This window comes from Methanobrevibacter sp., from assembly GCF_045646205.1.
In the GTDB taxonomy this organism is placed as follows: domain Archaea; phylum Methanobacteriota; class Methanobacteria; order Methanobacteriales; family Methanobacteriaceae; genus Methanocatella.
The window spans coordinates 1-21186 of sequence record NZ_JAZRKF010000017.1; the positions used below are offsets into that span (position 1 = coordinate 1).

General features: G+C 33.4%; 24 protein-coding genes. 2 read left to right on the top strand and 22 right to left on the bottom strand.

The window, feature by feature from the left end; all coding sequences use genetic code 11:
• Positions 1-92 precede the first annotated feature (92 nt).
• Entirely contained in the window at positions 93-269 is a 177-nt protein-coding gene (locus ACKI44_RS02930) for a hypothetical protein (RefSeq protein WP_407421380.1), read from the top strand.
• 240 nt (positions 270-509) lie between these two features.
• On the opposite strand, the gene argH is transcribed toward ACKI44_RS02930, so the two are convergent.
• The 18 genes from argH to ACKI44_RS03020 all read right to left on the bottom strand — a co-directional run bounded on the left by argH (position 510) and on the right by ACKI44_RS03020 (position 16555).
• Positions 510-1931 carry an argininosuccinate lyase gene (argH, locus tag ACKI44_RS02935; RefSeq protein ID WP_407421382.1) on the bottom strand — a complete coding sequence of 474 codons (1422 nt, stop codon included), beginning with the start codon at positions 1929-1931 and terminating at the stop codon, positions 510-512.
• 72 nt (positions 1932-2003) lie between these two features.
• Complete coding sequence (locus tag ACKI44_RS02940; RefSeq protein ID WP_292784086.1) at positions 2004-2156, bottom strand: 30S ribosomal protein S27ae; 153 nt, start codon at positions 2154-2156, stop codon at positions 2004-2006.
• Between the two features lie 8 nt (positions 2157-2164).
• Complete coding sequence (locus ACKI44_RS02945; RefSeq protein ID WP_407421384.1) at positions 2165-2482, bottom strand: 30S ribosomal protein S24e; 318 nt, start codon at positions 2480-2482, stop codon at positions 2165-2167.
• Between the two features lie 19 nt (positions 2483-2501).
• Positions 2502-3011 carry a GTP-dependent dephospho-CoA kinase family protein gene (locus ACKI44_RS02950; protein WP_407421386.1) on the bottom strand — a complete coding sequence of 170 codons (510 nt, stop codon included), beginning with the start codon at positions 3009-3011 and terminating at the stop codon, positions 2502-2504.
• Between the two features lie 7 nt (positions 3012-3018).
• Positions 3019-3195 carry a transcription elongation factor subunit Spt4 gene (gene spt4, locus ACKI44_RS02955; RefSeq protein ID WP_303737215.1) on the bottom strand — a complete coding sequence of 59 codons (177 nt, stop codon included), beginning with the start codon at positions 3193-3195 and terminating at the stop codon, positions 3019-3021.
• Positions 3196-3197: 2 nt separating this feature from the next.
• Positions 3198-3758 carry a DNA-directed RNA polymerase gene (locus ACKI44_RS02960; RefSeq protein ID WP_303737214.1) on the bottom strand — a complete coding sequence of 187 codons (561 nt, stop codon included), beginning with the start codon at positions 3756-3758 and terminating at the stop codon, positions 3198-3200.
• A 67-nt stretch (positions 3759-3825) separates the two neighbouring features.
• A complete protein-coding gene (locus ACKI44_RS02965) occupies positions 3826-4218 on the bottom strand; it encodes a PIN domain-containing protein (RefSeq protein ID WP_407421389.1) in 393 nt (130 codons plus the stop codon).
• A 14-nt stretch (positions 4219-4232) separates the two neighbouring features.
• Positions 4233-5447, bottom strand: a complete 1215-nt coding sequence (locus ACKI44_RS02970; protein WP_407421391.1) for a translation initiation factor IF-2 subunit gamma — start codon at positions 5445-5447, stop codon at positions 4233-4235.
• 63 nt (positions 5448-5510) lie between these two features.
• Positions 5511-5936: a 30S ribosomal protein S6e gene (locus ACKI44_RS02975; RefSeq protein ID WP_407421393.1), complete on the bottom strand. Its 426-nt coding sequence runs from the start codon at positions 5934-5936 to the stop codon at positions 5511-5513.
• A gap of 38 nt (positions 5937-5974) precedes the next feature.
• Positions 5975-7765 carry a translation initiation factor IF-2 gene (gene infB / locus ACKI44_RS02980; RefSeq protein ID WP_407421395.1) on the bottom strand — a complete coding sequence of 597 codons (1791 nt, stop codon included), beginning with the start codon at positions 7763-7765 and terminating at the stop codon, positions 5975-5977.
• A 28-nt stretch (positions 7766-7793) separates the two neighbouring features.
• Positions 7794-8246, bottom strand: coding sequence for a nucleoside-diphosphate kinase (ndk, locus tag ACKI44_RS02985; RefSeq protein ID WP_303737210.1), 453 nt, complete (start codon positions 8244-8246; stop codon positions 7794-7796).
• Positions 8243-8404, bottom strand: coding sequence for a 50S ribosomal protein L24e (locus ACKI44_RS02990; RefSeq protein WP_295594697.1), 162 nt, complete (start codon positions 8402-8404; stop codon positions 8243-8245). The genes ndk and ACKI44_RS02990 overlap by 4 nt, the downstream gene beginning before the upstream one ends.
• A gap of 14 nt (positions 8405-8418) precedes the next feature.
• On the bottom strand, positions 8419-8625 hold the full coding sequence (locus ACKI44_RS02995; RefSeq protein WP_042692817.1) for a 30S ribosomal protein S28e: 207 nt from the start codon (positions 8623-8625) through the stop codon (positions 8419-8421).
• A gap of 34 nt (positions 8626-8659) precedes the next feature.
• The gene (gene rpl7ae / locus ACKI44_RS03000; RefSeq protein WP_407421397.1) at positions 8660-9028 is read right to left on the bottom strand and encodes a 50S ribosomal protein L7Ae; all 369 of its coding nucleotides are present in this window, start codon (positions 9026-9028) and stop codon (positions 8660-8662) included.
• Positions 9029-9483: 455 nt separating this feature from the next.
• A complete protein-coding gene (locus tag ACKI44_RS03005) occupies positions 9484-10650 on the bottom strand; it encodes an AAA family ATPase (RefSeq protein WP_407421399.1) in 1167 nt (388 codons plus the stop codon).
• Between the two features lie 394 nt (positions 10651-11044).
• The gene (locus ACKI44_RS03010) at positions 11045-12640 is read right to left on the bottom strand and encodes an ABC1 kinase family protein (RefSeq protein ID WP_407421401.1); all 1596 of its coding nucleotides are present in this window, start codon (positions 12638-12640) and stop codon (positions 11045-11047) included.
• A 265-nt stretch (positions 12641-12905) separates the two neighbouring features.
• On the bottom strand, positions 12906-15914 hold the full coding sequence (locus ACKI44_RS03015; protein ID WP_407421403.1) for a C1 family peptidase: 3009 nt from the start codon (positions 15912-15914) through the stop codon (positions 12906-12908).
• Between the two features lie 80 nt (positions 15915-15994).
• Entirely contained in the window at positions 15995-16555 is a 561-nt protein-coding gene (locus ACKI44_RS03020; protein WP_407421405.1) for a hypothetical protein, read from the bottom strand.
• 269 nt (positions 16556-16824) lie between these two features.
• Between ACKI44_RS03020 and ACKI44_RS03025 the strand changes: the two genes are divergently transcribed.
• A complete protein-coding gene (locus ACKI44_RS03025; RefSeq protein WP_407421407.1) occupies positions 16825-17712 on the top strand; it encodes an alpha/beta hydrolase in 888 nt (295 codons plus the stop codon).
• Between the two features lie 112 nt (positions 17713-17824).
• Here the strand turns inward: ACKI44_RS03025 and ACKI44_RS03030 are convergent, their stop codons facing one another.
• The 4 genes from ACKI44_RS03030 to ACKI44_RS03045 form a co-directional block, all read right to left on the bottom strand.
• Complete coding sequence (locus ACKI44_RS03030) at positions 17825-18022, bottom strand: histone family protein (protein ID WP_058738942.1); 198 nt, start codon at positions 18020-18022, stop codon at positions 17825-17827.
• Positions 18023-18254: 232 nt separating this feature from the next.
• Entirely contained in the window at positions 18255-19448 is a 1194-nt protein-coding gene (thrC, locus tag ACKI44_RS03035; RefSeq protein ID WP_407421409.1) for a threonine synthase, read from the bottom strand.
• Positions 19449-19510: 62 nt separating this feature from the next.
• Positions 19511-20131 carry a stage II sporulation protein M gene (locus tag ACKI44_RS03040; protein WP_407421411.1) on the bottom strand — a complete coding sequence of 207 codons (621 nt, stop codon included), beginning with the start codon at positions 20129-20131 and terminating at the stop codon, positions 19511-19513.
• Positions 20097-21185: a tryptophan--tRNA ligase gene (locus ACKI44_RS03045; RefSeq protein WP_407421413.1), complete on the bottom strand. Its 1089-nt coding sequence runs from the start codon at positions 21183-21185 to the stop codon at positions 20097-20099. Before ACKI44_RS03045 ends, ACKI44_RS03040 begins: the two co-directional genes overlap by 35 nt.
• Position 21186 lies beyond the last annotated feature (1 nt).

Sequence of the window (21186 nt, forward strand, 5' to 3'; positions counted from 1 at the left end):
GGAACCCGGTGAGGCGCTTGACCTGATATGGAGTTTCTACAAAACCAAATAGTTTGCAAAAATTTAATTAATATTAACAGAAATTTAATAATATGATGCACAAAATTTGCCCAAGATGCGGGTCAAAAAATGTAAAATGGATTATACCTCAAAACTGGTCCCAATGGGTGTGCTATGACTGCGACTATACCGGACCAATCATAGAAGGAAACCAAGACCTGGCCGATGAGATTCATGAAAATTACGAGGAATCTCAAAAAGAAGAATAAGTCATTACGTTAACTTTTTTTTACAAAAGAAGTTAAAGATGAGCAAGGAGATACTGGAGCTGAGCATTTACTTATTTGAATTCATTGAGGAACAAATCTTAAATAAGTTTCCAGATATCCCTTGCTATCTGCTTCAATAATCAAAAGATTATATCCACAATAATGATATTGTTTTTTAAAGTATTTAAAGTTTAGGCATACCTAAAATAATTTTGAATTAAAAAAAATATTAGGAATTGTTTAAATTCCCTTTTTCTCAAACTCTTCATTCAAGAAAACTTTAATATTATCACGAGCAATTTCCACCATTTCAGGAGCAGGTCCTCCAGGAACCGCTCTGATTCTAACATTTTCAGCAGGATTTAAAGCCCTTTGAATCAAATCATCTTCCAAGTTCAGCACATCAAAGCCCAAATCAGCAGCAATGTCATCAATGAATTTGGAAGTGATATCCTCTTCAGCCATATCATTTGCTGTGGCTTCATTAACAATTCTACCAACGATTTTGTGGGCTGTTCTGAAGGGAATCTGTTTTTCACGAACCATGATGTCTGCAAGATCAGTTGCTGTTGCAAAGTTTTTGCCAGCAAGCTCTGCACACCTGTCAACCTTAAACTCAACTGATAGCATCATTTTTGTTACGATTGATAATGTTTCACCTGTTACTTTGACGGCATTCCATAAATGAGGAGTTATTTCCTGCAAATCCCTGTTGTAAGTGTATGGAATGGCCTTGAGAATTGTCAGAATGGTAACCAGTTCACCATTGACAATTGCACATTTGCCTCTTGCAAGCTCGGCAACGTCAGGATTTTTCTTTTGAGGCATAATAGAAGAAGTTGATGAGTATTCATCGGCCATTTCAATAACGCCAAACTCGTAAGTGCTCCACAATACCAATTCCTCGCACATTTTAGCAAGGGTTGATGAAAGTGAGACCAAATCAAAGACTGTTTCGGTAATGAAATCACGTGCTGAAACTCCATCCATGGAATTTTCCAGGTAAGCATCAAATCCAAGCAGGTCAGTGGTCAGCTGCCTGTTTATCGGAAAACTAGTAGTTGCCATTGCCGCTGAACCTAATGGGTTTAAATTTACACGCTTATATGTGTCTGCCAAACGTTCGTAATCCCTTTTGAGAGCCTGAACATGAGCCATCAAGTGGTGAGCTATTGTAATCGGTTGGGCATGCTGCAAGTGAGTAAAGCCGATGAAAATGTCTTCCAAATGCTCTCCTGCCATTTCAACTAATCCTTCCATGAATTCCAGGATGCCTATCTGAATCTCTTCAATCATTTCCCTTAAAACCAGTCTGACATCACATGCAACCTGGTCATTACGGGATTTTGCAGTGTGCATAAAACCTGCATCCGGACCTATTTTGGAAGTTACATAGTTTTCAATTGCCATATGGACATCTTCAATGGTGGCATCAAAAACAAGAGCTTCATAACCCTCTTCCTTGAGATTATCAAGAGCACATAAAATCTTATCCGCAATTTCAGCATCAATTATTCCTTCATGTTTCAGCATTGAAGTGTGTGCAAAATTAGTTTTGATGTCAGCTTCGAAAAGAAGCATGTCCGCTTCAAGAGATGAAGTGTATTCGGCAGCTTCATCAGTCATTCCAGTCTTAAAACGACCATTTCTAATATTATCCAAAGAAATCCCTTCTTAAAAATATTATGTTAAAAATAAAAATAAATAAAAAAAGAAATTAAGATTTAAAAAATCTTATTTTTTCATTTCAGTGTATCCACATTTACCACATGCAAATCTGTCACCATGGTCAGCCATGAATACACCTTCGCCACAACGAGGACAAATTGGGTTTTTTCTTTCAATTTTGTCGCCATCTACTTTGTATAAATCAGATTTTCTTACCATAAAATCACCTATTCTTCAGCCTCTTCTTCTTCAGCAGGTTCTTCTTCAGGTTCTGTATTTTTAGCTATGATATGTTCAGCTTCAATGTATTTTAAATCATCGATAGTGTCGTAAACTTTAGCATAACCTAATGCTTTAGGTTCACCGTAGTGTGGTTGTACATTGTCTACAACAACAACATCTTTTTTAGCATTTAATAAAGCTACTAATTTAGATTTAATGTCTAATACTTTAGGAGTAGCTTCTCCATCGTAATCAACATAAAATTTGATTTCTTTTCTATTAAACAATTTGTTTTCTTTTTCTTCAAAAATATCGATTTCCATAATTAAGCCTCACTTAATTTTATTCTTCAATAAATGCATCAATCAACGTTTGAGCTTTTTTTATTGTATCAGAAACTTTTAAAATAACTAAACCTTCGTTAGGTTGACCATATAAAATGGTTGTATCCTCACTGGCCATTAAGATACAAGGAAGAACTGCAAGATCTTCTTCCCCAGCAACATCAATCACATAACATTCGCCATTGTCACATAACTGAAGAGCTTTGCCTATGGTTTCCCATAGATCATCAGTAATGGTTCCCGCAGGATTATTAGCCTTTAAAATATTTTCCGTATGTATAATATCATGATCGTAATTTTTTCTCTGAACTAAATTATCAATAATCGCAAGATTAGGATATAATTCGTATTTAATGAGATTAGAGAAAGTTGCATCACCTACAGAAATTAAAAACTTGGAAGATTTAATTTCATCAATTGCATCTTCGAAATCCGGATATAACTTGCCTAACGGTTTTTTAAGTTCGACAATTACATCTTTATTTAATTCTGCATCTAAACGTAACACTTAACCACTACCTAACTCTTAAACAGTATTCTCCAGGAATTTTAATATTTAATTCACGAGCCAATTCAGATTCTTCAGGATTAGTAATAATCAAAAGACCACTCCAGTTGTCTGAAGTAGGGTTACCGCAGGAAGGGCAACGTTCTTTATTTGATAACATTTTACAAACAGTACACGCTTTCATTTTTAAGCCTTCTTACTTTTTTGTTTAGCCTCTTCAATCCATTCAAATCTACCCAAATTATTTTGTCTCATTGTAAGACCAATTTTAGTATCTTTAACAGAATTGTCTTTAAGACTAATAGCTACAGTTCTTGCTCTAACTAAATCTCCTTCATCTAAAGTTTTATTAGATTCTCTTGCAAGCAATGCTCCTCTTTTTGCATCATAACCAATGTAATCATCAGTTACTTGTGATACGTGGACTAAACCATCCATAGGACCAATTCTAACAAAAGCACCGAACTCAGCTATTTCAATAACTTCACCGTCAATAATTTCTTGCTGTTCAGGTTTAAAGAATATTGAGTTGAAAATAACATTATGGTATGAAGCACCGTCACCCATAATGAGTTTACCTTCACCAAGTTCTTCAATTTCATTAACACAGATGAATAAACCTAAATTCTTGTCTAAACGACCGTTATAAGTCTCATTCAAAGTTTCTATAGCAACTTTTTCACGAGGCTCATCGAAACGACGAGGAGGTATTCTTACTGTGTCTTCAATTTTGACCTTGTAGTACAAAACAATCCCTCATTTTTTTATTTTTTTATGAATTATTAATTAATTAATAAGTTTAATTATTATATGTTTATATCTTGCCGTCAACAGTTATATAATTTTTTTGCCTTAAATAGACAATAGTAATGCCTTTTGCCTTTGCACGTTTTTTTAATTCTATGTCATTTGTAGCTAAAACTTCTGAAACTCTCAGTAACGCATCATCCACAGTTTCATTTTCAAGCAATGAAATATCCTTTATTTCAACTTTTGAAGAATTAGCTAACTTCAAGGCTAAATTAGCATTTAAACGTATTTTACCTTTGTTATTTCTTTTCAAACCCTTCAATTCATTGATAACAAAGCTTGGAGTAGTTAATTTGTAAGAAGGTAATACTTTTTCCAGTTCAGTGATGATATCAACATTGAACTGAAAAGGAACCATAAAAAAATTGGTATCAATTACAACTTCTTTTAAGCTCATTATTGCCCTCAAACTTATTTAATAATACCGTAACCAATTAATCTCCAACGTGCACCAACACGACGGGACAATGCCACCCTGTCACCAGGACTTGCACATACAGGCAATTTAAGTGTAACATCGACAACATCCTTTTTGGCTGATGTAACAACACCAATTGTAGTTGTAGTACCACAATTAATCATTAAAGGTTCTTTGAGTTTAATTGGAGCTACGTCACGTTCTTCTTTAGTACCAACTACTCTGTCAAGCAAATGAGATTCCATAGTAAAACTATCTAAAACATCAGGCAATGTTCCTTCTTCACCGGCTACAGAACCTGAAAGGGAATCTGACTTGGTTAAAGATGGGTCTAATTTGGTTGCAATACCGACAAGTCCTCCAGGACCGATCTCTTCAACCTGTTTACCGTTAGCTTCAAGACCAATAATCTCTGAAGTCAAATATATTCTTTGATTATTGTTATTAATGCCCGGTCTGATTTCAATAGTGTCACCGAGTCTTAATTTACCCTGAACCAAGGTACCACCAATAACTCCTCCTTTGATTTTATCAGCACCAGAACCTGGTTTGTTAATATCAAAAGATCTTGCAACATGCATTAAAGCGCTGCCATCCAACTTCCTTTCAGGAGGTTCGATATTTTTAAGCATTGCTTCAATTAAGATATCCATGTTTGCACCTTGTTGAGCAGAAACTGGTATTATTAAAGCGTCTTCAGCACAAGTACCTTTAACAAACTCCTTAATTTCATTATAACTTTCAATAGCTCTTTCTTTTGAAACAATATCAATTTTATTCTGAACTACAATAACATCCTTAACACCGATAACGTCGAGTGCCATCAAATGCTCTTTAGTTTGTGGTTGTGGACAATGTTCGTTTGCAGCAATTACTAAAACTGCTCCATCCATTATAGCAGCACCAGATAACATAGTTGCCATTAAAGTCTCATGCCCTGGAGCATCAACGAAAGAAACCTTTCTGATTAATTCGGTTTCACTACCACAAATTTCACAGACATCCGCAGTAGTATAACATTCAGGTTCTCCACATTTAGGACATTTTCTAAATTCGATATCTGCATATCCCAAACGGATAGAAATACCTCTTTTAGTTTCCTCACTGTGAGTATCTGTCCATACTCCTGACAATGCTTTGGTAAGAGTAGTCTTACCGTGGTCTACATGACCAACCAAACCTATGTTAACATCTGACTGTACATTCACAGATAACCACCTTTTTTAATAATTTTAATTCAACATAAAGTAAAAATGAGAAAAATAGTAGAACTATTCTTCCTCTTCTTCTTCACCAGCACCGAGAATTTCAGCTATTGGTTTTGATCCTTGATTAACAACAACAGTGTTAATTTGTACGATATCATCAGCAATAGTGTTACCTCTTACGGTTTTTCTTCTTTTAACACCGTCAATGGCGATTCTTTTTCTAACACCTTTGACTTTTTTTGCTTTTTTAGGATGATAACCAGTACCGCCAGTTAATAAACTTTTGATTCTTCTAGTACCAGGAACATCTTTTTTCATAGTAAAACCGTTTTTATCACTACCACCAGTGATTTTTAAAGTATAACCATCTAAACCAACAATACTACCATCGAATTCATCGCCGATAACTAAACCGTTGAGAGCTTTAGTATCATCGACTTCCACTTGGTAAGAATCTGCTTTACTAGACACAACAACTTTGAATGCCATGGTATTCCTCCTTATTTTTTATTTATCATCATTATATATTATTCAAAAAGACCGAATTTTCCCCAATCAGGATCTTGTTTACGTTTGATTTCTAAAAATTCATAGAGAGTTTCAAATTCATCTTCAGTCAACTTATCCTTAAACTCCCTTTCAATGAATTTATAATGTTTTTCAGGAACGTCTATAAATAATTCATCCCCTTCATCGAAATCTTTACCTACTATAGCATCATCGATAGCCATAGCAACCCTTTGACCTCTGGAAATATCAGGTAATGTTTCACCCTTATCTTCCATACTAGCAATTATTCCAACACTTTCACCATTTTTATTTATTAGTTTTTGACCCTGTTTTATTGTTCCGCTTAACGCTTCAACACCGATAATTGCAGGTTTGCTTTGACGGAACACTAATTTCGGAAGTGCCATAAATTTAGCTGGTTTAATAATTGCATTGTAAAATGCTTTCTTTTTAGCTTCTTCTTTTTGTCTAATCCATTCTTCGTAATCTTCAATAATCTGATAAATTACATCGCCTTTGAAAAGCTTAACATCAGAATTATTTAAATCCTCTACGGAATTTTGATGAACACCAACATTGAATGCAATGATTGCACCATGTGATTCATCCTCGTTTAAAGCAATTGAAGAATTAATAATATCTCTACGGTTAACATCTCCAATGTCCGCTTCACGAATAGGAATATCCAACTCTTTTAACAGCTGAACGATAGCTTCAAGTGAACCAAGAGTATCTGCCTTAACTAAAATTCCTTCATCATCAGTATTGATGGTAATGTCTTCGATTTCTTTTAAGATTTCTTCTTCAACGTCCTCCTCATCGTTTAAAACTCGTAAAGGAGAACCGGAAACGACATCATCCAAATTCGGAGCAGCTATCTTAATACCTGCTGCCGCAACAACCTCATCAAATTTTTGGAATTTCTTTTTGGAATCTCTCATTTCCTCTAAAGGAAGAGGTCTTAAAATAGATCTGATTTTAGTTGTTAAAACTTCATTATTAGAAGTCATTAAAGCAATTTCATCATTAGTTCTTAAAACACCATCATAAATGATACTGTCCACTGTGAGTCCAAGTCCAGTTTCTTCCTTAATTTCCAAAACTGTACCCTTAGCAGGAGCATCCTCATTTATTTCAAGCTGTTCGGTTAAATATTCTTGAGCAAGTCCTAAAAGCATAGCTAAAACTTCAATAATTCCTTCACCAGACCTTGCACTAATCGGAATGATTGAAATCTGGGAAGCGAAATTACTAATCCTGTCGAATCTTTCAGACTGGAAACCTTCCTTGTGAAGGGTACCTACAAGTTCATATACTTTAGTGTCCAAAGCCTGCTGAACACTTTGAGCTTGCTGATTAAATGATTCCTTAAAGGAAACACCTTCATGAGTTTCCCAACCGAAAAGCATGTCGATTTTATTAGCTACGACAATGAATGGAGTCTTATACATTTTAAGAATATTTAAAGCTTCATAAGTTTGCGGTTTAAACCCATCATTAATGTCAACAATCAAGACTGCCAAATCAGCTAATGCTCCACCACGTTTTCTCAAACTGGTGAATGCAGCGTGTCCTGGAGTATCAATGAAAAACAAACCAGGAATCAAGTCTTTAATTGTTAATGCAGAAATGAAGTTTCCGCAAATTTCATCTATAGTATCATTTGGAATCTCAGTAGCTCCAATATGTTGAGTAATACCACCAGCTTCCTTATCAGCAATAGTACTTCCTCTAATATAATCTAACAAAGTAGTTTTTCCATGGTCTACATGTCCTAAAACTGATACAATAGGGGATCTAATTTTCATAATATCTTTTTAAATAATCACTTTAAATTTATTCGTAAATTAAATTGTTATCAACAATTTGATAATCGCAAATTTCGTCTTCGTTAAAGAAAAGAGCAATTTCTCTTTCTGCAGAAGCTGGAGAGTCTGAAGCATGAATAATGTTTCTTCCAGTATCCATTGCATAATCTCCTCTGATTGTTCCAAGATCTGCTTCCAAAGGATTAGTTGCACCGACTAATTTTCTGATAGTGGTGATTGCTTCTTCCCCTTCAATAACCATAGCAAGAGCTGGTGAAGAAGTAATGTATTCAACTAAGCTTGGGAAAAATGGTTTTTCAGCATGTTCTCCATAATGAGTTTTTGCTAATTCTTCATCAATTTGCATTAATTTAACAGCTACAATTTGAAGACCTTTTTCTTCAAAACGGGACAATATTTTACCCATAAGACGTCTTTGAACAGCGTCCGGTTTCATCATTACAAAACTTTTTTGAATCATTCTTTAACCCATTTAACTTTTCTTGGAACTCTTCCGAGTTTAATCATATTCTTTTCACATTTGCTGCTACAAAAGAAATAAATTGAACCGTCTTTTTTGACGTACATCTTTCCTGTGCCTTCTTCTATTTCTTTATGACAGAATGAACAAGTTCTCATGTTCTTACACCTTCTTAAGGAGTTCTAATTTCCTTAGCTTCTCTAATTGTATCAAGTAACATTAAAATGTCGCCTTCTCTTACAGGACCCATAATGTTTCTTGTTAAAATTCTTCCTTTATCTCTACCATCGAGGATTCTGCATTTGATTTGCATTACCTCACCAGTCATACCAGTTCTTTTTAAAACTTCAATGACTTCAGCAGGAGTTCCTTCTTCCATGTAAATCACCGTATGATTAATCAAAAGAATTTAATTATTCTTTTAATTCAGCAACTTTTTCTACAATTTCAGCAACAGCAGCTTCAGCATCACCAGCGTCTACAATACAAGCGGATGCGGTACCAACAGTTAAACCTGCAGCTCCACCAACTTGTTCTTTAGTAGGTAAGTAGACGTATGGGATTTCTTTTTCATCAGCGAGAACTGGAATGTGAGCAACGATTTCAGCAGGATCAACATCTTCTGCGATAACAACGAGAGCTGCGTCTCCTCTTTCAATAAATTTAGTTACTTCGTTAGTTCCTTTTGCTACTTTACCACTTTCTTGAGCGGTTTGTAATGCTTCTTCAGCTTGTTTAGCTAATTCTTCAGGTGTGTCAAATTTTACATAAATGTTTGCCATAAATAAACCTCCTTTTTCATCTGGCTATGCCATCCATCGGCTTATTATAATTCATTGAATTATAATAATTGTAATTATATATAGTTATATTATTTTTTAACTATAGAAATTACTCAAACTATATAATAAATGAATAATCTATTATAGTTTTTAATAATACTAATTCTTGAATAATTCATATATCACTAAATATAACTCCATAATAATAAAACAAGAGGAGTTAAACTTTCAATACAAATACTTCTGAATTTCATATAATTTTTAGCAAAACTAAAAATAAAAATTTAGTAATTAATGAAATAATTCTAGAGAACTAGACATTAATTATGTTTTGTTCTCATTACATATAAATGTTATTAAAAATAAGGCAAAATTAGGCAAAAAAGATAATTGATTTGATGAAGGTTTTCTCATCAATTTAATTAATACATTTTTAGAATTCATATGAAACATAATTAAAAATTGCTAATTGAACCAGTATCCTGATTAATCCGCAAATTTTGTAAGTATAATCTGAAAAGATTATTCTTTAATTTATACTTTCCTCTTGATGGTTTAATTATCATGTTTTTATTAATCAAATTTTTCAATAACGAAGAAGGTTCTGAATTTAAGTTGGCGTTATCCTTGATATAAGAATACGAGAGAACTGTTTCATCACTTTCAGCCATCAAACATAGTATTTTTCTTTCTTCTGTAGTGGATTTGTTAAATAATACTTTAAATTCACGTTGAGATAAAATATTTAATGCACATAAAGATGCTTTTTTAAATTCTGCCATAGTTACTTTATTATCTTCATTAATTTCTTCAAAACAGCAGTAAGCTAAAATTTGCATGTAATATGGAATTCCATCGGATAACTCATATATCTCATTTAAAACATCATTTTCAAAGATTACATCTTGTTTTTTGAGTGGAACATTAATTGCATCACATAATTCATCATAGGATAGAGGTCCGATTAAGTAAGGTTCAAATATTCGTACTGCTGAATCAAGTTTGTCCTGTATTTTATAGAAAATATCTTCTGAACCAGTAGCTACAAACATTATATTTTTTCCCTGCAAATTTAATTCAACAAGAGCATTTTGTAAGATACTTAATATTTTCATTGTTTCGTCAGTCTTCATAATCCTTTGTAGATCATCGAACAACAATATCAAAACAGGATTATCAGAGCCTAACTCATCATAAATCACTTTTAAAATTTTTTCAAAAGCAACAACAGGACTGGTTTTTGGAAGTTCACGTGAAAAGGATATACCTCCAATCAATGGTATATTAATACCTAATGAATTTATTTTCTCCCAGAAATGACCAATGTTAATGTTTAAATAATCAGAACATTTTTCTATTATTAATGTGTAGATATCTTCAAAATTTCCTTCTATTAATGGAATCCTAACTGAATATACATTATCAAAACTGGAAATTTGCTCTTGAAATTTCAATAACAAAGATGTTTTTCCAATACCTTTTGGCCCATATAATATTAAATGTCCGGGAACACCCATTTTAGTTGAGTGATATATTGTATTAAGTTCATTTAATTCATTTTCACGGCCCGTGAAATAAGATGGTAATATTCCAGTCCGTTTTCTAAATGGATTATGTTTCATGGTTACTACTCCTACTAATTAAATCATAAAAAACATAAAAAAAATTTATGATTGTTATGATTTTTATGTTTTTAAGAGTATTTAAAAATTTTCATTAGAAAACATAAAAAACATATAAAACATAAAAAAAATTTATGATTGTTATGTTTCTTATGTTTTTCAATATTCTAAAAATAATAGACATATGAGAATTAAAAATTTATCCAAAAAATAGTAAAAAAAACTTTATTGACCCTATTTGAAGTTAAAAAAAGTAATCCTTTGAAGTGATTGTACATCAATAGTAGGAATTGGTGATGAGTCCACGATAGTTAATAATTAAAAAAATTTTTAAAGCCGTTTAAAACATTTGAGTTATTTTAAACGACTCTTTTAAGCTGAGTTGCCTGCAATCTTATTTTAAGACATATCTTTTAAGGCCAATAATACTTAAGATTATAGCTAGTATATAACCGATTAATGAAATCAAAGGCATGTCAAATACAATCGGACCGAATGAAACAACAGAAGAACCGATAATGAGTGCTGATATGAGCGCAATTATTGAAACCTTATCTGTAATGTCTACTTCAAATTTGAATTGCAGTTCCTCATTGTCAATCTTGTGGATTGTCCTTGTAAGGAGTTTAGGCAATGCCTGAATCATATGTTCATACAGGATAATATTGCTTTTCTTGCTTTTCAAATACTTTTTAGGATTGACTCTTTCCTTTGCAACCTGTTTTGCAATCGGTTTGATTGATGCGAAAACATCAATTTCGGGATCCAGGTTCTCTGCAATGGCCTCAACCATTGACAATCCTCTTGCCATTGTAACGAATTCGTTTGGAAGGATAACACCATAATCCTGCATAAGATTTAGAAGCTCTTCGAGGACTCCATCGAAACGGTTGAGTTCAACACCGAAGTATCTTCCAAATAAATCATTCAAATCTCTTTTCAGGGTTCTTGTTTCGATGTCGTAATCCAAAATGTCCATGTACATCAATTGATTTATTAATCCATCAATATCCTGGTCTACGAATAGTATCATTAATTCTGAAAGGTTCTTTTTAAATTCCTCGTCAAAAAATCCCATCATACCCAAATCAAGATAACATAAAACATTATCCTCTAAAATCATTATGTTTCCTGGGTGTGGGTCCCCGTGGAAGAACCCGTCAATGAATAGCTGCTGGAGATATGAATCCAGGACATTTTTTGCAAGAAGCTTTTTGTCAAATTCATCGCTTTCGCTTGCATAAACATCGTTTAGTTTGGTACCGTCGATGAATTCCATAGTTAAAACTTTTGATGAACAGTATTGGGAATAGGTTTCCGGGATATGTATCTCTGGATTATCTTCGAAATTCAATTCGATGCGCTGCATGTTCATGAATTCGTTGTTGTAATCAATTTCCTTATGGATTGAACGGTCAAATTCCTCCATGATTCCTGGAAGATTCAGTTTTCTTAGATTAGCATTCCATTTGTCTGCACGGTTGGCAACAAATTTCATTATTCTTATGTCAAGGTCAATCTTATCTGTGATTCCTTCTTTTTGCACTTTAACTGCAACTCTCTCACCAGTGATTAATTTAGCTTCATGAACCTGACCTATGGATGCTGTTGCTAAATGTTCATGTGAAAAATCTTCGAATAATTCATCAATATTACCATTGAGTTCACTTTCAACTATCGCTTTAACCTGATCATAGGATATGGCAGGATTGTCATCCTGGAGGTTTTCCAGTTCTCCTGCAATTTTTTCTCCAACAAGGTCAGGCCGTGTACTTAACAGCTGACCTAATTTAATAAATGTGGTTCCTAATTCCTGAAGCATTAATCTTAATTTTACCGGAACTTCATCATCTAATAAAAGACTATGTGCTTCGTCATCATCCTTATTTCTTATTTTACTTTTTGCTGTTTGACCTAAAATTTCATCAAAACCGTATTTTTTTAAAGCTTGTCTAATTTCACCCAAACGTTGTTTTGTTTTTTTATCCATGATTATCACTTCAATTTGAAGTATTGTAAATATTCAATTTAATATTATATTTTTGTTGTGAATACTTATAATTTTTGAAAAAACCAAAATAATTCCTGACCTGTTCAAATAAGTTTTTTATTAAAAGACATAGTCTGAAATATCATTAAAGCAGATTTTTGAATTGGAGATTCTGATTTCTGTAAAATATTTGACTGCAATATATTCTCTGATTGGTGCCATTGAACCACCATTTTCCAAAAGACCTAAAACATATATCTTAGAATTAAAAAAGTTTTCTTTTACAGCGAAAAGCAACAATCAATAATGCTGATAAAATCGCCATTAAAATTGGATTTCCGGCAGATTCCAGTGTCTGATTTAAATTAACACTCACATTTGTCATGTTTTGTGATTCATTGCCTTTATCAACAGATAACACAGTCACATTTATAGTCTGATTTTTATATGAAACTGTTAATGTGTAATTTCCAGGGTTTAACACAGGTATTTTAAAAATTGCAATGCCTTCATCATTGGTTTTAACATTATAAATTTTATCATCAATTGTAAATTCAACCGATGCTCCAATTACGCGTCGTCCATCAGAAGTCACTACCTTAACGCTGAAAGAGGACTCAGGTTCATATACCTCAGAAACATTACTTATGGGAATCATTATTGAATCATCAGCTACAGTATAGACCTTAAGACAGACTGTTTTATTTTCCAATGCAAAATCACTCCAGGATTCGCCGTCCACACTGACAAAGGACATTCCCTGAACATAATGTCTTCTTGATTGTGCTTCATAAGGAAGGGCATTATTCCTAAATACAACTTTAAATTTGTCACCTGAATTAACAGAAACGTAATCATTTAAAACAATAGTCCTATACCCTGCAAATTCACTTATGCCGTTTTGGGAGTAAAGCTTTTCCCCATTGACATAGATATCAAAAGAATAATCGATACCAGAATCATTAAAGTACGTTCCAACAGCACCAATCAACTCATCATATTTGGAAATGAATTCATTGGAATAATAATTATAATTCTTATCAAAATAAAACAGTCCATTTAAGTCTGTTTGATAATTAACATGATAATTAATAGTATTATTAAAAATACATGCAATATAAGGATAGGCAAAATTTGTATCCTGATCCACTGTAAACAATGATTTTTCATAGTATGAGAGATAGAAATATCCGTTATCACCCCAATCACTTCCCCAGCTATTTTTAACAATCCAGGCACCATCTCCAGGCGGTGTGATTAAGAAATTGTCTTTTGAAAAATTATCGTCCCAGCCAACTACTGCAACTGCATGACTTACGGATAGGGATTCGTTAATGTATTGGGCTGAAGTATTTACATTGAAATATGGTGCATTTTGAGCAGACTTATACTCTATTGAAACTGCACCGAAATTAAAAATTCCCTTTTTAAGGTCCTGTATATAGTTGGTTGAATTTGGCATTACAAAGTAAGCATCCTGAAGATGTATTCTGTTTTCAGATTCTATATAACGGGACACTTTACCCACTTCATCATACATGTCTTCATCTTCGGGAATAACACCATACCAGCTGAGAGCATGATTTAAAGACCAAAACGTGTATCCTCCTTCAGTTGCTGTTGCAGACCCTGTCGGGTAATATTTTATTTCGAGATTCTTCACATTATTTTCAGAAAAATCATATTTCAAACCAGTTGATTTTAAAAATGCAGTTTCCAATGATACAATAACAGAGAATGCCCAGCAGGACCCCATCATTGCCTGATATTTTACAGGAGTATCCAAACCCATTTCACGCAAATCGAATCTGGAAGGATATTCTTCAGAAATAAGAAGATTATTTGTTAGATTAAGAACAAGTCCTGTGTTTTCAACATCCGTTATGTAATTTTGATTATCTATTGAAACAGTATCTTCATCAAGAGAGCTGTTTAGTGATTCGTAACTTTTTACAAAGTTTCCATAAATATTAAATTTACCATTGTCAATAGTCGAATTTTCAATTTTTGCATCAGCATCGTTTAAATAAATTGCATAAACAGAATTCTCTGAATTTAAAGCTTTATTATCTGATAAAGTGGAATTTACAATAAACAATTCCCCATTATCAAAATATAATACCGTGTAATTTTCGCCACTGTTATTAATTAATGAAGAATTTATAATATTTAAATTAACAAAAGATGTATAGATAGCTCCGCCATAATATTTAGCAGCGTTATTAATAAATTTTGAATCAGTTATGGATAAATTACCTTCCATATAAACAATAGCACCACCAAATCCGGAACTGCAATCAATGAATTCGGAATTTCTGATTGCTGCGGATTTATTTTCATCTTCAGCTTCAGCAAATATTGCTCCAGCATTATTGTGGGAAGTGAGATTAACAAAAGTACAGTTTTCAATTTCACATTCTTTAAACTCTTTTACTCCTATTGCAGTAGCAGATATGTCTGATTTCAAATTTTTAAATTTGGAGTTATAAATAATGGCCTGACCCTCTCGAGAAAGAATAGCTGCGGCATTCTTTGATGCGATATTTGTGAAAAGACAGTTATCTACAAATAATTTTCCATATAAAGAACAAATAGGACCGAATCTATTTGATGAAATATTTGTAAAAATAGAATCGTTTATGGACAGCCCACCATATCTGGAATAGATTAAACCACCAGTTTCCAGATATTTTGAAGTGAAATATGAATTTTCAATGTTTGTAATCGAATTAGATGAATATATTGCAGAACCATAACTGGAATTTCCATCTATAAACTTACAATCAAAACAATTTAGTTCACCAAAGTCAATATAGACAGATCCTCCTCTAGTCGCTGTGTTACTGATGAATGTGACATTATTTAATGTTATGTTTCCAAGAGAATATATTGCTCCGCCACGGGTTGAATTACTGTTGATGAAAACCAAATCATTAATTGTTATATTGTCTCCGGAAATGAAAAATATTCTGGATTCCTTATTTGCATCAATAATGTGATTATTCCCGTTAATTGTGAAATTAGTCTTATCTATAAAAACATAAGCGTCATCATTTTCACTGCTGAAAGCATAATCAGACTGAATATCAAAGGTATTTCCGGATGCATTAATTTCTGCACTTAATTGTGTGAAAGTTTTTGGATTTTCCGCCAATATTGCATCTTGTGATTCGGCATGCTCACTGCCCATTCCATCATCCATAGCATATGCTGCCGAAATGCTTAAAAGGAAAATAGCCAATATCAATAAGACAGTACATTTTTTGCAATCCATTTTCCAAACCGCCGGAAAATATCCGAATCATTTATTAAGTAATTGAAGAGCAAAATATTCAATCATCCATAAAAGCCATTTCACACTTCAAAATCATATTTTCCTCTTTGGACTCTTTCAAAGTAAGTTAAACCAATTGTAACTGGGATAATAATGTATTTAATACCAACAAACCAAGGCATTCCACCCATAACATTAATTATTAATAGAATTATGTTTGAAATAAGAACAATCAACATTGCATAGTTAGCAGCCTTATAATTTACTTTATATTCACGGAAGAAAAAGATTATGGAAACCAATGATATTACTGAGAGTATGGTAACCGGATTTCTAATATTAGTTATGGTCGTGAATAAAACGAAGATAGTCAATATGATATATAAAATTATTGCAGCAGCAAAAAAGGATTCTTGATGATTTTTAGCATTGAATCCATAAAATGAGTAAACCAAAAGAGAAATACAAACCAGAAATGAAATAATATTTGTTATATAATTAATAGTAAAACCCTGATATATTTCAAAAATACCCCATATACTGATTATAGTTACACCTATCACCAATATACTTTGAACTAAAAGACCATATGCCAGTCTTGAAGAAATTCCAAAACGGGCCAACATTTTATCATTATCCATAATTCGAACTCCTCTTACTTATATGAATATATTATAATTTACTTTTATATTAATCTTTTGTAATATTGAACAATTAAAAAATATCCTAAACTAATTTAAATTAATTGTTAAGTAAAATTTAGGAAAACGTAAATATAAACAGGAAAATTTGAAAAATTCTTTCAAAAAATGAGGTTGGATTCAAATAATGATAGAATTAGATATCAACACCATTCATTATTTATTTTAAAAAACATAACTTAAAACATCCAATGAAAAAAGGTGGCAGAATGTCGATAATATCAAAAGTTGTGGAAAGAGTTTTAGACAAAAAACACCGCGAATATGTTGACGATGCTGGAAAAGCGAGAGAACATATGCAAAAACGTTCCCTTGAAGAAGATGAACCCTACAAAATACCAAAACTAATATATCACACCAAAGTTGAAAGCAAAGATTTCTTTGGATGTCAGGTGGTAACCTTCAATGACATTGAAAATACAGAATACATTGTCATATATCTCCATGGAGGAATATACGTAAACGAAATTAGGCGACCTCACATCTTATTTTGCGATAAGCTTGCAAAAAAGATTAATGGAAGTGTATTTGCACCAATATATCCTCTTGCTCCAAACCATACCTATGAAGAAACCTATGAAATTGTTGAAAAACTATATGACTACATGTTAACTCTGGATAAGCCAATTATAATTATGGGTGACTCTGCAGGAGGAGGATTGTCAGCAGCATTCTGCGAATATTTGGCAGTTAATGATTCACCCCAGCCTAAAAACTTAATTTTAATATCCCCCTGGGTCGACGTGACAATGTCCGGAGATTATGATGGTGTTGAATTCGATCCTATGCTGGGAATAGACGGTTTGCGTGAAATGGGAAAAAGCTGGGCGGGAGAGTTAAATCCTAAAGACTATAAGATAAGCCCATTATTTGGAGAAGTAAGAAAACTTCCAAAAACTACACTATTTGTAGGAACCCATGAAATATTATATCCAGATATTGTCAAATTTCATGAAAAATTAAAGGATAACGGCGTTGATGCAGAGCTGATTGTCGGAAAAGAAATGAATCATGTCTATGCAATCTATCCGGTAATGCCTGAGGCAAAAGAAGCATTTAATCATGTCGTTGAAATAATTCTGGATTATAAAAAATAACCATCAAAAAATCAGTAAAATTTCACAAAAAAAGTTTTAAAAAAAAGTAGTATTTAAAGAAAAAAGATAGTAATTAAAAAATTACTATCCACTCTTACTAAACAGAATACATCTATTTGATTGCTAATTTGATATCTTCTGCTTTTACAGTTTTTCTGCCAGCGTGGCGTGCGAATCCAACAGCTTTTGCTGCGATTTCGTTACCGTAATCTTCGATTGCTTCTGCTAATGCTTCTTTAGCGTCGTCGGATACTCTAGCTGCACCAGCATTTTTTAAGATTCTGCCAACAGGAGCAATTGGTAATTCCATTTTTTCACCTCATTTTTTTATACTAATACTTTAAACTTTCCCATATATAAATCTATTGGTAAAAATGGGTCAAATTTTGATATATATCACCAACTACACTACACTTTTCAAACATTACAAAGGCAATAATTGAAACATAATATATTATTGTATTATAAGGTTATAGAAAAAATTAGAAAAAAAATTTAGAAAAATATAAAAATAAAGATAAATAAAAAAAGAAGAAAAATTATTATTCCATTAATAATTTTCTTAAAGTATCAATGTCTGCATCAACCTCTGTTGGTTTAGTACAAGCATCAATAGCTGTATTAGGGTCTTTAAGTAAATGTCCGGTTACAACACAGGTAATGGTTTCACCTTTATCGATTACACCCTGATCGACCAATTTCTTAAGACCAGCAATTGAAGCTGCAGAAGCCGGTTCAACACCTATACCTTCAGTTCTTGCAAGCAATTTTTGAGCATCAAGAATCTCTTCATCAGTTACGGTTTCGGAGTAACCGTTTGAGTCATAAATTGCATTCAATGCCTTGATGTCACTTACAGGTGCACCGATACGGATCGCAGTTGCAATGGTTTCAGGATTTTCAACAGGCACTACTCTTTTATCCCCTTTTCTAAACGCATTGGTAACAGGACATGCACCTTCAGCCTGAATACCTGTCATCATTGGCAAGTCTTTAACAAAACCTGCGTTATAAAACTCAGATACACCTTTCCAGATAGCTGAAATGTTTCCTGCATTACCTACAGGCAAAATTATTCTATCAGGAGCCTCCCAGTTCAAGTCCCTTAAAATCTCATAACCGATAGTTTTTTGACCTTCCAATCTGTAAGGGTTGATTGAATTCAATAAGTAAAGATGTTTTTCTAAAGCAAGAGCAGTCATTGCTTCAAGAGCTTCATCAAAATTACCGTTAATAGACATTACTTCAGCACCATGGAACATTGCCTGAGCCAATTTACCTAAAGCAACTTTTCCGGAAGGTAAAAATACGATACAGCGTAAACCTGCACGTGCCGCATAAGCTGCAAGGGAAGCTGAGGTGTTACCTGTTGAAGCACATCCTACAGTACTTACACCCAATTCCATAGCTTTGGTCATGCCTACAGTCATACCACGGTCTTTAAAACTTCCAGTAGGGTTGGATCCTTCGACTTTTACATAAAGATTAACGCCGAGTTCTTCACCTAATTTATCACATTTGCAGAATGGTGTTCCCCCTTCATCGAGAGAAACAATTTTGCTTTCATCTACTGGAATACATTCTTTAAATTTCCATAAGGTATCTTTTCTACCATCAAATATATCTTTAGAAACATCAATATCACTGACGAGTTCAAGTACACTTCCACATTTTTCACAAGTGTAAATTACTTCATCGTCGTCATATTCTGCTCCACATGAAACACAACGTATCATAAATATCACTAAAATAAATTAAAAATTATATATTAATAATTTGAATTAAATCATATAAAAAATTATCTTAAGAAAAAACGGGCTATCGGAATTGTAAGATATACCTCTACAAAACCTGCAATTACCATAAGAAAAACTGCGACCATGAAAATGATTACAGCCTGTTTTATTTTATAGCTATTTATTGAAAATGCTTCTTTCAAGGTCATGTCTTCTATCAAATAGGTCTTAAGGAATTTGAACAGAAAAGTGAATAGAACCAGACCAGATGAACAGGCCAAAACACATGAAGTCAATTCAAATATCCCGTGAGGAATCAGCATGACAAGCACCCTGAAAAGATTATTCGAAATAGCTACATAATACCCTACGAAAAATCCATTATAAGCCAATAAAAAAACGGACAGACAAAACAGCAATCCATAAATAAACATCTGAAGTATTATCCTAATGTTATTTAAAAAAATATCTCCAAAAGTCAGCTTAACTACGCCTGTTTCGACCTTATGTGACAAATCATCAACTACGGGATTGAAATAGCTATAAAGATAGGGTTCCAGAAAATATCCCAAAATCAAGGAAAAAATAAGAATAAATAAAGAAATGTAAATGGCTGTTTTATTTTCCAAAAAAGCCGATTTAACTTCCTTATAATATTGTTTGAGCAATTTCAGATGCCTCAAGTTGTTTGTCTTTTAAATCTTCAAAGTATTCCTGCATCAATTCAGCGGTTCTTGCCTTACAGTCACCGCAGCGGAGGTTTCCGGCCAAACATTCTTCACGGATTTTTTCAAGTTCCTTGTCATCGTCAATGAGGTGGTAAACAAGCATTTCATATATTACACATTTGTCCACTTCACCGCCCAATTCTTCCTGCTCTTTAAGGGATTCTCTTCCGCCGGTTTTAGCTGTTTTTACCTTTTTGGCTGCAACTTCAGGTTCCTCATTCAAATAGATTGCAGTGTTTGGCTTTGAACTGCTCATCTTATCTCCCGTTAATCCGGTGAGGAATCTGTGATAGGTAGATGCAGGCTGAATGAAACCCAGCTCCTCATTTAACCTGTGGGCAATGTCTCTTGTAAGTCTGATGTGGGGATCCTGGTCAACACCAACGGGAACAACAACCTTTTTCGGGCCTCCGAACTCTTCTATTTGTGGAAGCAGTATGTCTGCCACCTGCATTAACGGCGCCTGCACATGTGCAATATTTGTTGAGTTGTCAAATCCATAAATGGCATGTAGCTGTGAAAAATTGGTTTTTCTTGATGCCTTGAATTCCAAATCAAAGAGTGACTTGTTTTGAGACTGAAGATAAACATTTACATTGTCCTTTTCCAAGTCAAGGCCAAGTGCAATCCAGTTTGTCAGGTATTCCTCTACCGCAATCTGCTTTCCTTTCTCAAAGCTCATGTTTCTTGCGGCATATGATTCCAAATCAGCTATTGGCAATGACAGCATCGCACCTTTTTGCTGATACCATATTAACTGGTCAACTACCATTTTATGGCCGATATGCATCTGGCCACTCGGCATCATTCCGGTTACTACTGCAAAATCTTCCTTTTTATTGATCAAGTCATTAATTTGATTAAATTCCCTGTGTCCGAATACTACTCCCCTTTTCATTAATCTTTGAGGGTCTTTTATATCTCCAATAATATCTGAAATTTTTTCAATACCGAACTGATTGATTAACTTATCATAATCTACGCTAGTTGATGCCCATGGATCAATCATA

Bases quoted from the DNA above. Each gene is read 5' to 3' on its own strand.
- ACKI44_RS02930 (WP_407421380.1), top strand. From the start codon at position 93: ATGATGCACAAAATTTGCCCAAGATGCGGGTCAAAAAATGTAAAATGG.
- ACKI44_RS02940 (WP_292784086.1), bottom strand. From the start codon at position 2,156: ATGGTAAGAAAATCTGATTTATACAAAGTAGATGGCGACAAAATTGAA.
- ACKI44_RS02945 (WP_407421384.1), bottom strand. From the start codon at position 2,482: ATGGAAATCGATATTTTTGAAGAAAAAGAAAACAAATTGTTTAATAGA.
- spt4 (WP_303737215.1), bottom strand. From the start codon at position 3,195: ATGAAAGCGTGTACTGTTTGTAAAATGTTATCAAATAAAGAACGTTGC.
- ACKI44_RS02965 (WP_407421389.1), bottom strand. From the start codon at position 4,218: ATGAGCTTAAAAGAAGTTGTAATTGATACCAATTTTTTTATGGTTCCT.
- ACKI44_RS02975 (WP_407421393.1), bottom strand. From the start codon at position 5,936: ATGGCATTCAAAGTTGTTGTGTCTAGTAAAGCAGATTCTTACCAAGTG.
- infB (WP_407421395.1), bottom strand. From the start codon at position 7,765: ATGAAAATTAGATCCCCTATTGTATCAGTTTTAGGACATGTAGACCAT.
- ndk (WP_303737210.1), bottom strand. From the start codon at position 8,246: ATGATTCAAAAAAGTTTTGTAATGATGAAACCGGACGCTGTTCAAAGA.
- ACKI44_RS02990 (WP_295594697.1), bottom strand. From the start codon at position 8,404: ATGAGAACTTGTTCATTCTGTCATAAAGAAATAGAAGAAGGCACAGGA.
- ACKI44_RS02995 (WP_042692817.1), bottom strand. From the start codon at position 8,625: ATGGAAGAAGGAACTCCTGCTGAAGTCATTGAAGTTTTAAAAAGAACT.
- rpl7ae (WP_407421397.1), bottom strand. From the start codon at position 9,028: ATGGCAAACATTTATGTAAAATTTGACACACCTGAAGAATTAGCTAAA.
- ACKI44_RS03005 (WP_407421399.1), bottom strand. From the start codon at position 10,650: ATGAAACATAATCCATTTAGAAAACGGACTGGAATATTACCATCTTAT.
- ACKI44_RS03010 (WP_407421401.1), bottom strand. From the start codon at position 12,640: ATGGATAAAAAAACAAAACAACGTTTGGGTGAAATTAGACAAGCTTTA.
- ACKI44_RS03015 (WP_407421403.1), bottom strand. From the start codon at position 15,914: ATGGATTGCAAAAAATGTACTGTCTTATTGATATTGGCTATTTTCCTT.
- ACKI44_RS03020 (WP_407421405.1), bottom strand. From the start codon at position 16,555: ATGGATAATGATAAAATGTTGGCCCGTTTTGGAATTTCTTCAAGACTG.
- ACKI44_RS03025 (WP_407421407.1), top strand. From the start codon at position 16,825: ATGTCGATAATATCAAAAGTTGTGGAAAGAGTTTTAGACAAAAAACAC.
- ACKI44_RS03030 (WP_058738942.1), bottom strand. From the start codon at position 18,022: ATGGAATTACCAATTGCTCCTGTTGGCAGAATCTTAAAAAATGCTGGT.
- thrC (WP_407421409.1), bottom strand. From the start codon at position 19,448: ATGATACGTTGTGTTTCATGTGGAGCAGAATATGACGACGATGAAGTA.
- ACKI44_RS03045 (WP_407421413.1), bottom strand. From the start codon at position 21,185: ATGATTGATCCATGGGCATCAACTAGCGTAGATTATGATAAGTTAATC.